The organism is Streptomyces sp. NPDC003248, assembly GCF_055563235.1.
Genome location: NZ_JBVHDT010000010.1, coordinates 68,264 through 81,854 on the forward strand (window position 1 = coordinate 68,264; position 13,591 = coordinate 81,854).

At 72.8% G+C, this 13,591-nt stretch carries 15 protein-coding genes; 7 read left to right on the forward strand and 8 right to left on the reverse strand.

Features of this window, described 5'->3' with window-relative positions; all coding sequences use genetic code 11:
* The first annotated feature begins 256 nt into the window (after nt 1–256).
* Nucleotides 257–814 (forward strand): TetR/AcrR family transcriptional regulator, encoded by a 558-nt coding sequence (locus tag ACZ3KJ_RS23055; RefSeq protein ID WP_467529568.1) that lies wholly within the window; start codon nt 257–259, stop codon nt 812–814.
* Nucleotides 815–878: 64 nt separating this feature from the next.
* Here the strand turns inward: ACZ3KJ_RS23055 and ACZ3KJ_RS23060 are convergent, their stop codons facing one another.
* Complete coding sequence (locus ACZ3KJ_RS23060; RefSeq protein WP_467529569.1) at nt 879–1,133, reverse strand: response regulator transcription factor; 255 nt, start codon at nt 1,131–1,133, stop codon at nt 879–881.
* 583 nt (nt 1,134–1,716) lie between these two features.
* Between ACZ3KJ_RS23060 and ACZ3KJ_RS23065 the strand changes: the two genes are divergently transcribed.
* The 3 genes from ACZ3KJ_RS23065 to ACZ3KJ_RS23075 all read left to right on the forward strand — a co-directional run bounded on the left by ACZ3KJ_RS23065 (nt 1,717) and on the right by ACZ3KJ_RS23075 (nt 3,612).
* Nucleotides 1,717–2,217, forward strand: coding sequence for a hypothetical protein (locus ACZ3KJ_RS23065; RefSeq protein WP_467529570.1), 501 nt, complete (start codon nt 1,717–1,719; stop codon nt 2,215–2,217).
* Nucleotides 2,218–2,389: 172 nt separating this feature from the next.
* A complete protein-coding gene (locus tag ACZ3KJ_RS23070) occupies nt 2,390–2,605 on the forward strand; it encodes a hypothetical protein (RefSeq protein ID WP_467529572.1) in 216 nt (71 codons plus the stop codon).
* The gene (locus tag ACZ3KJ_RS23075) at nt 2,602–3,612 is read left to right on the forward strand and encodes a LysR family transcriptional regulator (protein ID WP_467529574.1); all 1,011 of its coding nucleotides are present in this window, start codon (nt 2,602–2,604) and stop codon (nt 3,610–3,612) included. Before ACZ3KJ_RS23070 ends, ACZ3KJ_RS23075 begins: the two co-directional genes overlap by 4 nt.
* Nucleotides 3,613–3,668: 56 nt before the next feature.
* On the opposite strand, the gene ACZ3KJ_RS23080 is transcribed toward ACZ3KJ_RS23075, so the two are convergent.
* The 3 genes from ACZ3KJ_RS23080 to ACZ3KJ_RS23090 are packed head-to-tail and all read right to left on the reverse strand — an operon-like array spanning nt 3,669 to nt 6,224.
* Entirely contained in the window at nt 3,669–4,277 is a 609-nt protein-coding gene (locus tag ACZ3KJ_RS23080) for a TetR/AcrR family transcriptional regulator (RefSeq protein WP_467529576.1), read from the reverse strand.
* Nucleotides 4,253–5,461, reverse strand: a complete 1,209-nt coding sequence (locus tag ACZ3KJ_RS23085; protein ID WP_467529578.1) for a chorismate mutase — start codon at nt 5,459–5,461, stop codon at nt 4,253–4,255. Before ACZ3KJ_RS23085 ends, ACZ3KJ_RS23080 begins: the two co-directional genes overlap by 25 nt.
* 1 nt (nt 5,462) lies before the next feature.
* A complete protein-coding gene (locus ACZ3KJ_RS23090) occupies nt 5,463–6,224 on the reverse strand; it encodes an AfsA-related hotdog domain-containing protein (protein ID WP_467529580.1) in 762 nt (253 codons plus the stop codon).
* A gap of 244 nt (nt 6,225–6,468) precedes the next feature.
* Between ACZ3KJ_RS23090 and pdhA the strand changes: the two genes are divergently transcribed.
* From pdhA to ACZ3KJ_RS23105, 3 genes are read left to right on the forward strand one after another with little or no spacing between them, the layout of a single operon-like run.
* The gene (gene pdhA, locus ACZ3KJ_RS23095; protein ID WP_467529582.1) at nt 6,469–7,590 is read left to right on the forward strand and encodes a pyruvate dehydrogenase (acetyl-transferring) E1 component subunit alpha; all 1,122 of its coding nucleotides are present in this window, start codon (nt 6,469–6,471) and stop codon (nt 7,588–7,590) included.
* The gene (locus ACZ3KJ_RS23100) at nt 7,587–8,633 is read left to right on the forward strand and encodes an alpha-ketoacid dehydrogenase subunit beta (protein WP_467529584.1); all 1,047 of its coding nucleotides are present in this window, start codon (nt 7,587–7,589) and stop codon (nt 8,631–8,633) included. The genes pdhA and ACZ3KJ_RS23100 overlap by 4 nt, the downstream gene beginning before the upstream one ends.
* Nucleotides 8,630–9,928: a dihydrolipoamide acetyltransferase family protein gene (locus ACZ3KJ_RS23105; protein WP_467529585.1), complete on the forward strand. Its 1,299-nt coding sequence runs from the start codon at nt 8,630–8,632 to the stop codon at nt 9,926–9,928. The genes ACZ3KJ_RS23100 and ACZ3KJ_RS23105 overlap by 4 nt, the downstream gene beginning before the upstream one ends.
* Nucleotides 9,929–9,956: 28 nt before the next feature.
* Here ACZ3KJ_RS23105 and ACZ3KJ_RS23110 read toward each other — a convergent pair whose 3' ends face one another.
* The 4 genes from ACZ3KJ_RS23110 to ACZ3KJ_RS23125 are packed head-to-tail and all read right to left on the reverse strand — an operon-like array spanning nt 9,957 to nt 13,554.
* Nucleotides 9,957–10,493 carry a shikimate kinase gene (locus tag ACZ3KJ_RS23110; protein ID WP_467529587.1) on the reverse strand — a complete coding sequence of 179 codons (537 nt, stop codon included), beginning with the start codon at nt 10,491–10,493 and terminating at the stop codon, nt 9,957–9,959.
* Entirely contained in the window at nt 10,490–11,674 is a 1,185-nt protein-coding gene (aroC, locus tag ACZ3KJ_RS23115; protein WP_467529589.1) for a chorismate synthase, read from the reverse strand. The genes ACZ3KJ_RS23110 and aroC overlap by 4 nt, the downstream gene beginning before the upstream one ends.
* A 10-nt stretch (nt 11,675–11,684) precedes the next feature.
* A complete protein-coding gene (locus ACZ3KJ_RS23120) occupies nt 11,685–12,296 on the reverse strand; it encodes an acyltransferase (RefSeq protein WP_467529590.1) in 612 nt (203 codons plus the stop codon).
* A gap of 55 nt (nt 12,297–12,351) precedes the next feature.
* Nucleotides 12,352–13,554 carry an FAD-dependent monooxygenase gene (locus ACZ3KJ_RS23125; RefSeq protein WP_467529592.1) on the reverse strand — a complete coding sequence of 401 codons (1,203 nt, stop codon included), beginning with the start codon at nt 13,552–13,554 and terminating at the stop codon, nt 12,352–12,354.
* Between the last annotated feature and the right edge of the window lie 37 nt (nt 13,555–13,591).

Consider the following 13,591-nt stretch of genomic DNA (forward strand, 5'->3'; position numbering starts at 1 on the left):
GTGGCGGGGGGGGGGGGCGCGGGCCCGCGGGGGGGGCCGGCCCCGGGGGGGGGGGGCCGGCGGGCCGGGCCGGGGGGGGGGGGCCGCCCCCCCCCGGGGGGGGGGCGCACCCCGCTGTGCCAGAATCACAGCGACGGACACGATGCGAAGGGTCGGCGGAACCATCAGCGCCACGCGGAAACCACAACCTGCCTCTGAGACGAGCACGGTCATCAGCCGAACCGGCCCACGCCGCAGTGAGAGCGTCCGGCTCGCGGTGCTGAACGCCGCGGACGACCTGCTGGTCGAGCGGGGCTTCGCGGCCCTGACCATCGAGGGCATCGCCCAGCGCGCGGGCGTGGCCAAGCAGACGATCTACCGCTGGTGGAAGTCGAAGGTCGACATCCTCCTCGACACCCTCACCGACGACGCCCGCGAGGCCCTGGAGTGGCGCGTGGACGAGGACGGCAGCGTCGAGGAGATCCTCACCTCCCACCTGCGGCGCGTGGCCGACTTCTTCGACGAGCCGGCCGGCCAGGTGCTGCTGGCCCTCCTCGGTCACGCCCAACTGGACAGCGAGACGGCCGCGTCGCTGCGGTCGGGGTTCCTGCGGGAGCAGCGGGAGCGTGACGTGGCCGGCCTGCGCCACCTGCTCGCCCGCGACCAGGATCTCGTCGTCGACGGCCGCACGCTCGACCACCTCGTGGATCTGCTGCTCGGTCCGTTGTACTACCGCGTGCTCGTGTTCGGTTCCCCGATCGACAGGGAACTGGTGGACACCACGGCCCGCCTCGTCCTCGGGCTCGCCCGCGAGTCGTCGAACCAGCATTCCTGACCTCGCGCCGACCTCAACGAGTGGCCCCCGGCGTTTTCCGTCGGGGGCCACTCGCGTAAGAGGGTCAGTGCAGGCTGATGCATCCGCTCCTTATTCCCTCGATAACCGCTTCGGTACGTGATGCCGCGCCCAGCTTGATGAAAATCGAGTGCAGATGGACCTTGACCGTGCGCTCGGAAATACCGAGCAATCGGGCGACCATCCTGTTGGAGTTCCCCTCCTTGATCCCGTTCAGGACCTGACGCTCCCGCGGAGTGAGTGCCGAGACCGTTCTGGTCGCCACGCGACCTGACACCTGCTCGGAGTCGAGAGTGGTCACTAATCCTTCGAGCGTCGGACGGGATGCGTGAGACATGTACTTCCCCCTGTCATGCATGACCATCACTCATCAAGACGTGCACGCAAGCGCCATTGCCCACGCCGCCGCATATTCAACGATTGCTCGTCGCGCAAGCAGTATATGGGCGGGAGCGAAAACCCTGGGGCAAACGTGCGTTACTTCACAGGTAAAGATTGTGTTCTGAACTTCTCTCGCCGTGCGGCCGGACGCCGCGATTCCACTCCAAGTGAATGCATGTTGCGTACATCGCACTGGATTGAATGTCGAACGATCAATAAAGTGGAACTCGAAGGCGGGCAGGTGGCGCTGGCCCTGCTGGGCGGCGGCGTCGAAAGGACTCGTCGAGGCCTCCCTGATGATCTCCAGATTTCCTTATGGGCGGGCCTTTCGGAATCGGCACAGTGTGTTTTCTCGTAAGTGTCGACCTGATCATCCAGCCACTCGTCGCAATCAATGTGGAGGTTTTCCGAATTTCCCATCCAGGGATTTCCGTAGGGTCGGTCCAGGGCGCCCGCTTACCCCGCGAAACCGTCCGGTGACCCCACGGGGAGGACGTAGTAGAATGTTTTTCACCCTGTTTTCCCCACAGTTTCGAGCGGTGCTCGACCATATCGTCGCCGCACTTTCTGATGATGTCGAGCAGCTTCGGCTGTTCCACGGCGTCCACTCGCTGCTGGTCGCGGGTGAGGACGGCTGGGCCGACTTCCACCTCGACGCCGTCCGGGCTGCCGAGCAACGGCTGCGCAGCGGTGCGCTGGTGCACGCGGACGACACCGTGACATGCGCGGCCTTAGCCCTTCCCCACCTCGATCACGTCCGCGATCCCGCCAACGGCTACGTCTCCGTCGCCGGTCACGGCGTCGCGCTGTGGACCGCGTTGAGCGGCGGCGGGGGGCGGGCATTATCGTGGGCGGCGCCGTCCTCCAGTTCTTCGACCGGCAGGCCCTGTTCGCGGTCGCCGCTCCCCTCGCCGCATTCGGAATCGTCGTGGCGGCGAAGTCCCTGCCGCGGGTCGAACGCCATCAGCGCTCGCTGGGCGCGGGCCGGGTTCTGCTCCTCGTGATCGCGGTCTTCGGTGTGCTGTGCAGCGTCATCGAGGGGGCCGAACTCGGCTGGACGTCCCCCGGCGTACTGCTCGGGTTTGCCGTCGGCGCGGTTTTCTCGCGGTTTTCCGCCGGTACGAACTCCGCCAGGAGCAGCCTTTGCTGGACCCCCGGGTATTCCGCCGTCCCGGAATGCGCGCCGGGACCCTCGGCATCGTCGTGTCCTTCGTCGCCACGTACCCGGTGTTCTGTCTCGACGGCCAGTACCCGATGAACGTCAAGGACACCACGGGGATGGCCGAGTCGTTGCGGTGGATCGCCCTGCTGTTGCTCCTGGCGGCGCTCCTGGTCATAGCGTGGCTGCGTCCCCATGCAGCGGAGCGGACCACTTCCCAGGAGCAGCCTTGAGCGGAACCGGCGTCGACGACCCCGGACAGGACGGTGACTGGGCCCACGAGCTGCCCGGCGCCCTGGCGCCGCACGTGGACCTGCGGCTGCTGCCCGCCCTGGACGCGCTGCTCCAGGAGGGCAGCGTCACCGGGGCGGCGGAGCGGCTGGCGCTGTCCCCGCCCGCCATGAGCCGGGCCCTGTCCAGGATCCGTCGCGCTCTCGGCGACCCCGTGCTGGTGCGCGCCGGGCGGGGGCTGGTTCCCACGCCGCGGGCGCTGGAGCTCCAGCCGAAGGTGCGGGCCCTGATGCGGGAGGCCGAGGCCGTCCTCGCCCCGAGCCGGCAGGAGGACCTCACCCAGGTCAGCAGGACCCTGACCATCGTCGCGGACGAGGCCTACGCGGCGGTGCTGGCCCCGGCGCTGCTGAACCGGGCGAGCACGGAGGTGCCGCTCGCCCGGTTCACGTTCACGGTGGAGAGCACCCACGGCAGCGCGCCCCTGCGGGAGGGTGCCGTGGACATCGAGGTGGGCGTCATCGACGAGTGCAGCCCGGAACTGCGCATCGAACCGCTCTTCGAGGACCGGTTCGTGGGAGTGGCGCGATCAGGACATCCTCTGCTGGCCACGGCCGTGAGCGCGGCGGCGTTCGCCTCCGCACGGCACGTCAGCGTCTCCCGCAAGGGCCTGATGACGGGCCCGATCGACGGGGCGCTGCACGCGCGCGGTCTGCGCCGGGACGTCATCGCCTCCGTGCCGAACCACGGCGAGGCGTTGCTGATGATCGCGTCGAGCGACCTGGTGACCGCGATGCCCCACTCGCTCGCCGCCGGCGCGCGGGAGTGCGTGGGCATCGAGCTGTTCGACCTTCCGGTGGAGACCGAGCCCGTCACCATCTGCCAGGCCTGGCACCCCCGCCGTGAGACCGAGCCCGTCCACGTATGGCTGCGCCACGCCGTCCGCTGCGCACTGACCCGGTCAGCGCCCCCGGCCCGCTCCGCCGAGCAGGACGTCCGCGACCGACGGTGACGTCGGCGTGCCCGGCCCGGCACCGACGACCGCTCCGACGGGCAGCCGGGCGGCGCTCAGCTCCCCCCGCCGGTCAGAAGCCGCACCGGCCCGTCGAGCAGGACGTCCACGGCCGACGGCGACACCGGCGTGCCCGGCCCGGTGACGGCGCCGACGAGCAGTCGCGCGGCCAGGTGGGGAGCGATGCCGCCGCGTATGTCGCCGCGCTCGACGGCACGCTCCAGCAGTTCCGTCAGCCGCCGGACCACCGCTGCACGGCACACGGTGTCGGGGGCGCGCGGGCCCGGCTCGCCGTCCGGTCCCCAGAAGAGGGCGGACCGGCCCGGGTGGGCCGCTGCGACACCGGCCACCCCGTGCAGCAGCGCGACGAGCCGGTCGACGGGCCGGCCCGCCCCGGCGGCGTTCACGGCGAGCAACGCCCGCACGTCCGCGCGGACCGGCCGCGTGATCGCCCGCCGCAGTTCGGCCTTGCCCTTCACGTGCCGGTACAGCGCCGCCTTGGTGAAGCCGAGGCGCGCGGCGATGTCGCTCATGCTCGTCGCGTCGTAGCCCCGCTCGTGGAACAAGGCCGTCGCGGCCGCGAGGACGTCCTCACGGCCGCGACGGAGGCGGGGCGACGACGTCGTCGTCGGTGGCGGGTTCACCGCGGTGCCCGCCCCCGGCACAGCTCCAGCAGCGCCTCGGCGACGCCCGCTCCGCCTTCCCCCAACTCCTCGGCGTACCTGCCCCGTACGGAGAGCTCCCGCCCGGAGTCGACCTGGGAGCCGCCGCTTCCGGTACGGATCCGCTGGATCTCCCGGGACGTCTCCAGCCGTTCCTTGAGCGTGCCGATGAGGAAGCGGTCCAGGGCGTCGATCTGTTCGCGCAGCCGGGCGATGTCCCCGGACGCGGTGTCCGCGGAGCCGCCGGCTTCGCCGGTGATCTCGGTGTGCATCGTCTCGCTCCGTTCGTACGACGGGACATGGGTCGTCGAGGGGTACGACCCCAGGGATCTCAGCGCGGGCACCCGCAGGCGCAGCAGGCCGGCGGCGCGCTCGGCCGCGGCCTGTTCGGCGCCGCCCGGGCAGTCGGCGAACAGGACCGATCCGCCGCGCCCGTCGGACACGGTCCGCAGGGACACGGACCGCAGGAAGGGGTGGCGCCGCAGGCCGTCGAGCAGCCCGCCGAGCTCCTCGGGCCGGCCCGGGAGACGCCCGACCAGCGAGGTGCGGTCGGCGGCGGGCCGCGGGCCGCTCCGCCCGCCGGGACGCGCGCACAGCAGGAACCGGGTGGCCGCGCCGGCGGTGTCCTGTATCCCGGTGACCAGGATCCGAAGGCCGTAGTGCGCGGCGGTGAAGTCCCCGGCCACCGCGGCGTCGCACTCCCGGTCCCGGACCCGGCGCGCGGCCTCGGCGTTGGACGGCGCCGGCGTCCAGCGCGCCCGTGGCATCCGCCTGCCGAGCCATCCGCCGACCTGCGCCCCGGCGTGCGGATGGCCGCTCACCGTGCGGATCTGCGCGAGCCGCGTGCCGGGGCGGACCAGGAGGGCGAACTCGACGGCGAGCACCACCTCCCTGAGCACGGTCAGCGCGGGTGACTCGGCGAGGGCGCGCACCGTGTCCGCCACCAACCCGGCCACCGTGTTGTCCACGGGCAGCATGGCCGCGTCCACGGCACCCCGGCACACCAGCGTGAGGGCCTCGGCGGCTGTGGCGGCCGGTGACAGCCGGGAGCCCGCGGCCTCCGGGAGGGACCGCAGGGCCAGCTCGGTGAAGGTGCCTTCCGGGCCCAGATAGGCGAACCGCCGCTCCGGGCAGGGGAGTCGTCCCGGTGCGGGAAACGCCTGGATGTCCGGTGTCGGCGTCCTCATGTCACGCGGTGGCCAGCGCGGCGTCCATCGTGCTCGCCACCGCGCTCTTGGCCCGCCGCAGTTCCTTCTCCTCCAGCAGCCCGGGGGCGAACGCGGCCGCGTCGACGGTGACGGCGGCGGCGGTCCGCCCGGCCTGCTCCACCTCCACCGTCGCACGGAACGTGAGCCGGCTGGGCTCCGACACCTCCGACTCGTCCACCGTCAGCCGCACGGTGGCGCCCACGGGGAAGAGGAAGTTGGAGAACGTGGTGTTCATGGAGTTGAGGACGATGTAGTAGCGCTGCTGCGGCCAGCGTGCCGTGAAGTAGCGCTCCACCACCGCGACGAACATCTGGCGGGCCGCCTCGACGGCCACCATGCCCTGCACGTGCACCCGGTCCTGGACGTCGACGAGCAGTTCGTTGTGGTCGTGCAGCCTCAAGGAGGCCTCGTAGGTGAGGTCGTCGACCTGTGTGAGCCCGGCGACCAGCACGTTGTCCTCGCGGGCCTTGTGCAGTTCCTGGCGGCGGGCGGGCTGTCCCGCGGAGTGCACCAGCACGATCCGGTCGTCCAGCCGCCGCCGGCTGATGGCGTCCTGGAGGTAGGAGATCTCGAACTCCCCGACGCCCTGGCCGGTGACCACGCGCACCGGCCCCTCGACGGTGTCCAGGTCGCCCGCGTCGAGCGAGCGGGCGAGCCGCGAGAACGTGTCGGCGCCGACGGCCTCGGCGAAGTCGCGGAACCGGTCGCCGACGACGAGCCGGGAGGTGGCTGAGCTGCTCATGAACATGCCTCCTGGTGGGGAAGGCCGCGGTCATGCGGAGCCGCGGGAGTGCCTTCAGCGTGAAGTCCGTGAAAAGGGCCCGGTAGTCGCCTGTTGGGAGTAGGGACGAGGTACTAGCCGTATCGGCCGACTGCCGTCGCCACCGCCCGGCGCGAATGCTGGTGCGGGGTCGCCGGCTCCCGGCCACGGGCGTGCGCCCGGGAGCCCCGGCCCCTTCCACGCGGCCGGAAGGAGTCTCATCCCCATGACAGTTCTCGATCCGCCGGGCGTCGCCGAGGACGGCGTGACGGCCCTGCTGCCCGCCTCCGAACCCCTGAGCCTCATCGACGGCCCGTCCGGCACCCGGGCGCTGGACGACTCGGTCCTGCTGGAGCTGTACCGGCAGCTGGTATGGGGGCGTCGCTACAACACGCAGGCGACGGCGCTGACCAAGCAGGGCAGACTGGCCGTCTACCCGTCGACCACGGGGCAGGAGGCCTGCGAGGTGGGTGCCGTCCTGGCCCTCGACCGCCAGGACTGGATCTTCCCCACCTACCGGGACACCCTGGCCCTGCTGGTGCGGGGCGTCGACCCCGTGGAGGTGCTGACCCTGCTGCGCGGGGACTGGCACAACGGGTACGACCCCACGGCCCGGCGCGTCGCGCCCCTGTGCACCCCGCTGGCCACCCAGACCCTGCACGCGGTGGGCCTGGGCCGCGCCGCCGCACTCCGCGGGGACGACCTGGTCGTCCTGGCGATGACCGGGGACGGAGGCACCAGCGAGGGCGACTTCCACGAGGCGCTGAACTTCGCGGCCGTCAGCCGCGCCCCCGTGGTGTTCCTGGTGCAGAACAACGGTTACGCGATCTCCGTCCCGATCGCCAGGCAGTCCGCCGCGCCCAGCCTCGCCCACAAGGCGATCGGCTACGGCATGCCGGGCGTGCTGGTCGACGGGAACGATGCCGCGGCCGTCTACCGGACCGTGCGGCAGGCCGCGGGGCGCGCCCGCGAGGGCGGGGGGCCGACACTCGTCGAGGCGGTGACGTACCGCCTCGACGCGCACACCAACGCCGACGACGCGACCCGTTACCGCGACGCGGCCGAGGTGGAGTTCTGGCGTCGCCGGGATCCCGTCGACCGCATGGAACGGCATCTGCGGGACCGTGGGCTGCTGGACGACGCCGGGGTCGACCGCGTCCGGCGGGACGCGGAGGAGATGGCCGCGGACCTGCGTGCCCGCCTCTCCGCGGACCCGTCCCCCGACGCCCTCGACCTGTTCGAGCACGTCTACGCCCGGCGCACCCCGCAACTCGACGAGCAGCGCGCGCTGCTCGCCGCGGAGTTGGCCGCGGTGGCGGCGGGCGGTGCAGGGGAGGCCGGACGATGACAGCCGCCGTGGACACCGTCACCGCCGCGGGAACCGGGCCGGCCGTGGAACAGGTGACCCTGTCGGGGGCGCTCAACCGGGCCCTGCGCGACGCTCTGTCCGACGACGACCGGGTCCACCTGATGGGCGAGGACATCGGCACCCTGGGCGGCGTCTTCCGCGTCACCGACGGTCTGGCCGCCGAGTTCGGGGACGACCGGGTCACCGACACCCCGCTCGCCGAGGCGGGCATCCTGGGCACCGCCGTCGGCATGGCCATGTACGGGCTGCGTCCCGTCGTGGAGATGCAGTTCGACGCCTTCGCGTACCCCGCGTTCGAGCAACTCGTCAGCCACGTCGCCAAGATGCGCAACCGGACGCGCGGGGCGCTGCCCATGCCGATCACCATCCGCATCCCCTACGGCGGCGGCATCGGCGGCGTCGAACACCACAGCGACGCCTCGGAGGCGTACTACACGCACACTCCCGGTCTCCACGTGGTCGCGCCGGCCACCGTCCCGGACGCGTACGGCCTGCTGCGCGCGGCCATCGTCTCGGACGATCCGGTCGTCTTCCTGGAGCCCAAGCGGCTGTACTGGTCCAAGGGCGACCTCGACCGCTCGGCCGTCCTGCCCGACCTGGGCCGGGCCGCGGTGCGCCGGAGCGGCTCCTCGGCCACGCTGATCACGTACGGCCCCTCCCTGCCCGTCTGTCTGGACGCGGCCGAGGCGGCGGCGGCCGAGGGCCGGCAGCTGGAGGTCGTGGACCTGCGCAGCCTGGTGCCCTTCGACGACGAGACGGTGTGCGCCAGTGTCCGGCGCACCGGCCGGGCCGTCGTGGTCCACGAGGCCCAGGGCTTCGCCGGTTTCGGCGCCGAGATCGCCGCGCGGGTCACCGAGCGCTGCTTCCACCATCTGGAGGCCCCCGTGCTGCGGGTCACCGGGTTCGACATCCCGTACCCGCCGCCCATGCTGGAGCACCATCATCTTCCGGACGTCGACCGGATCCTCGACGCCGTCGAGCGACTCCAATGGCAGGACGGCGTCCCCGGGGAGGGCGTATGACGACGACCACGGCCACGCGGGAGTTCATCCTGCCCGACCTGGGCGAGGGCCTCACCGAGGCGGAGATCGTACGGTGGCTCGTCGCCGAGGGTGACTCCGTCTCCGTCGACCAGCCGGTCGTGGAGGTGGAGACGGCCAAGGCGGTGGTGGAGGTGCCGTGCCCGTACGAGGGTGTGGTCACCCGCCTGTGGGGGCGGGAGGGGGAGAGCCTGGACGTGGGGCAGCCGCTGCTGTCCATCGGTGCCGGGCGGGCACCGGTGGCCGAGGCGGCGCCGGCGCCGGCGGACCACTCCGGGAACGTGCTGGTCGGCTACGGGACCTCCGCGCCCACGGCCCGCCGGCGACGGATCGCGCTCCCGTCGCCCGCGCCCGCTGCCGGCGCGGGGCCCGTCCCGGTGATCTCCCCGCTGGTGCGCAGGCTGGCCAGGGAACGCGGCCTCGATCTGCGTACGGTCCGGGGCAGCGGGCCCGGCGGTCTCGTCCTGCGCCGGGACGTCGAGGCGCCCCGGGAACCGTCGCCCGTGCACGCGGTCCGGGCGGAGGCCGTGCCCGCGCCGACGCCGGTGCCGGAAACGCGCCCGGTGCCGCAAGCGCGCCCGGTGCCGCAAGCCGAGCGCATCCCCTTGCGCGGCGGGCGCCGCACGATCGCGGACAAACTGGCGCGCAGCCGCCGGGAGATCCCCGACGCCACCACCTGGGTGGACGTGGACGCCACCCGGCTCCTGGAGGTCCGGCGGCACCTCGCGGCCCCGGACGAGGAGAGGATCTCCCTGCTCGCCCTCCTGGCCCGGGTCTGTGTCGCGGCGCTCGCCCGGTATCCGGAGCTCAACGCGACCGTGGACACCGAACGTCAGGAGATCGTCCGGCTCCCGTCGGTCCATCTCGGATTCGCCGCGCAGACCGAACGCGGCCTGGTCGTACCGGTGGTCAGGGACGCGGACCGGAGGAGACTCCCCGAACTGTCGGCCGAGATCGCCCGCCTCACCGCCCGTGCCCGCGAGGGGAAGCTGACCCCCGCGGAGCTGTCCGGAGGGACCTTCACCCTGAACAACTACGGGGTCTTCGGCGTCGACGGCTCCACGCCGATCATCAACCATCCGGAGGCGGCGATGCTCGGGGTGGGCCGCATCCTGCCCCGCCCCTGGGTCGTCGACGGCGAGCCGGCCGTACGCAGCCTGTGCCAGCTGTCCCTCACCTTCGACCACCGTGTCTGCGACGGCGGGGCGGCGGGAGGCTTCCTGCGTCACGTCGCCGACCTGGTCGAACAGCCCATGGGGCTCCTGCGAGTGCTGTGAGGCGGGGGAGCGGCCCCGCGCCAGGCGGTCATCGCCCTGTCGCGCGGGGCCGCTCCCGAGACGACTCCAGCGTGTCCAGGGCGGCTCGGGTGACCTCGTCGGGGGTGCGGCCGTCCGTCGCCACGACGGCCGTGGCGACCTCTTCGTACAGGTGCCGCCGCGCCTCCATCAGCTCGCGCCACTGCCGGCGCGGGTTGACCGCGAGCAGCGGGCGGGCCGCGTTGAGGCCGGTGCGCCGTACGGCTTCCTCGACGTCCATCGACAGGTAGACCACCCGCAGCCCGGACAGCAGGGCGCGGGTGTCCGCGTCCAGGACCGAGCCGCCGCCGAGCGCCAGGACGCCGTCGTGGTCGGCGAGCGCGCGGTGCACGGCGGCCTTCTCGACGGCGCGGAAGGCGGGCTCGCCCTCGTCGACGAAGATGTCGGCGATGGTGCGGCCCTGCTCGGCGACGATGTCGTCGTCGGTGTCCCGGTAGGCGACCTTCAGCTGTTCGGCCAGTTGCTGCCCGACGGTGGACTTGCCGACGCCCATCGGCCCGACCAGGACGACCAGCGGCCCGCTCATCGGACGGGGAGGTGGTCGAGGTAGGAGCGCACGTTGCGGCGGGTCTCGGCGACACTGTCGCCGCCGAACTTCTCCGCGACCGCGTCCGCGAGGACCAGCGCCACCATCGCCTCCGCGACGATCCCCGCCGCCGGCACCGCGCACACGTCCGAACGCTGGTGGTGGGCCTGCGTCGCCTCGCCGGTGGCCACGTCCACGGTCCGCAGGGCACGCGGCACGGTCGCGATCGGCTTCATCGCCGCACGCACCCGCAGCAGCTCACCCGTGGACAGACCGCCCTCGGTGCCCCCCGAGCGGCCGGTCGCGCGGCGGATGCCCTCCGGCGTGCCGACGATCTCGTCGTGCGCCTTCGAACCCGGCACCCGGGCCAGCTCGAAACCGTCGCCGATCTCCACGCCCTTGATCGCCTGGATGCCCATCAGCGCGCCCGCCAGCCGCGCGTCCAGCCTGCGGTCCCAGTGCACGTGCGAACCCAGCCCCACCGGCACCCCGTACGCCAGCACCTCCACCACACCCCCGAGGGTGTCGCCGTCCCTGTGCGCCTGGTCGATCTCCGCGACCATCGCCTTCGACGCGTCCGCGTCCAGACACCGCACCGGGTCCGCGTCCAGCCGCTCCACGTCCGCGGGCGTCGGGTACAGGCCGTACGGCGCCTTCGCCGCCGCCAGCTCCACCACGTGGGAGACGATCTCGATGCCGGCCGTCTCCTTCAGGTACGACCGGGCCACCGCGCCCAGCGCGACCCGGGCCGCCGTCTCCCGCGCGGAGGCGCGCTCCAGGATCGGACGGGCCTCGTCGAAGCCGTACTTCTGCATGCCCGCCAGATCGGCATGGCCCGGACGCGGGCGGGTCAGCGGCGCGTTGCGCGCGGAACCCGCCAGCACCTCCGGGTCGACCGGGTCGGCCGCCATCACCTGCTCCCACTTCGGCCACTCGGTGTTGCCCACCATGACCGCGACCGGAGAGCCGAGGGTGAGGCCGTGGCGGACACCGCCGAGGAAGGTGACCTCGTCCCGCTCGAACTTCATCCGGGCACCGCGCCCATAGCCGAGCCGGCGCCTCGCCAGATGGTCCGCGACCATCTCCGTGGTGATCGGCACGCCGGCCGGAAGGCCCTCCAGCGTCGCCACGAGTGCCAGGCCGTGGGACTCTCCCGCGGTCAGCCAGCGCAACCTGCTCAACGGTGCTCCTTCAGCGGGACCGGTACGCGTGCAGGGTGACGTGCTCGGGCTCGCCGGGCTCGGCGGGGGCCACCGTGGTGGCGCGCTCGGTGGCGGCCTCCGCCGGGCGCAGACCGGTGAGGCAGCGCTGGGCCAGCTTCCGGTACTGGACCGTTCCGTTGCCCTTCCAGGTGATCTCGTCGGTGGTGAGCTCGCGCACCACCTTGGCCGGGCTGCCCGCCACCAGGTGCCGCTCCGGCACCTGGAAGCGGGACTTCACGAAGCTGCCGGCGCCGACGAACGCCTGCGCCCCCACCACGACACCGTCCATCAGCACGGACTTCATGCCGATGAGGCTGTCCCGGCCCACCCGGCAGCCGTGCAGCACGCTGCCGTGCCCGACGTGCCCGTCCTCCTCCACGACCGTGTCGGCGCCCGGGAAGCAGTGCAGGACGCAGCCGTCCTGGACGTTGCAGCCCGCCCGGAGTTCGATGTGCCCGAAGTCGCCCCGCAGGCTCGCGAGGGGGCCGACATAGCACCCCGGTCCGACGTCGACCGACCCGATCAGTACGGCGTCGGGGTGCACGAACGCCGTGGGATGCACGACGGGGACGTTGCCTTCGAAGGAGTAGGTCCTTGCCATGGTGTTCCTCACCGTTGGTCGATGGTCGTCGCGGTCGGGGCCCTCCGCCCGTGGCTCAGGCCGGTGCCGTGGCCGGGCGGAGGGAGCCGAGGGGGTCGTGCCCGTGGATCCAGGCGAGGTCGTCGGGCAGGCCGGCCAGCCGGACGTTGCGGGCTTCGGCCTCCGGCCCGTCGGGCAGCTGGAAGCAGCCGGCGTTCTTGCGGGAGCCCGACTGGATCAGCCGGGTGCGCGGCCGGCGCAGGCGCTCGTAGGCGCGCAGGGCCGAGGGCACACCGCCGGTGTCCGTCCGCGCCAGGAGGCGGGCGAGGACCACCGCGTCCTCCAGGGCCTGGTTGGCTCCCTGTCCGTGGTGCGGCAGCATCGCGTGGGCGGCGTCGCCCAGCAGTGTCACCGGGCCGGAGCTCCAGGTGCGCTGCGGCTCCCGGTCGTACAGCGCCCAGCGGCCCGGGCGTTCGCAGGCGCCGAGGACCTCCGTGACGAACGGGTGCCAGCCGTCGAAGGCGGCCAGCAGCTCGGCGGCGTCGCCCTCCGTCGACCAGGACTCGACGGTCCACGTGCGGTCGGGCACGACGGCCAGGAAGTTCAGAGCGCTGCCGTCGGCCACCGGGTAGGCGATGAAGTGCCGGCCCGGTCCGAGCCACAGCCACAGGACCGGTTCGGCGAGTTCGGGAACGTGCCGCAGCCGGTCCATGGGGACCAGCGCGCGGTATCCGCTGGTGCCCGAGAACACGGCCTCGTCGGGGCCGAAGAGGCTGTGGCGCACCGCGGAGTGGATGCCGTCCGCCCCGACGACCGCGTCGGCTTCCGCCTCGCCGCCGTCCTCGAAGCGGAGCACGGCACCGTCGGCCGTCCTCTCCACGCCGGTGCAGCGCGCGCCGAGGCGCACGTGCCGCGGGCCCAGTTCGGCGAGCAGGGCCTGTTGGACGGCCGCGCGTTCCACGGTCCAGAAGGGGGCGCCGAAGCGTTCCTCGTACATGCCCGTCAGGCGGTGCGACACCATGGACCGGCCCGTGCGCCAGTGCCGGAAGTCGGCGCACACCGGCTGGGCGGCCGAGGCGGTCAGCCGCTCCGCGACGCCCAGTTCCCGCAGAGCCCGGTGTCCGTTCGCGCCGATCGCGATCCCCGCCCCCTGGTGGGACAGGGCGCGCGCCTGCTCGTGGACGACCGCCTCGACGCCCTGCCGGCGCAGTCCGAGCGCGACGGCCAGGCCGCCGATGCCGCCGCCCACTACCGCCACGTACGGGCGTTTCCCCGCCATGGGGTCTCCTCTCCTGTCCGCCGCCGGAGGCCGGCGG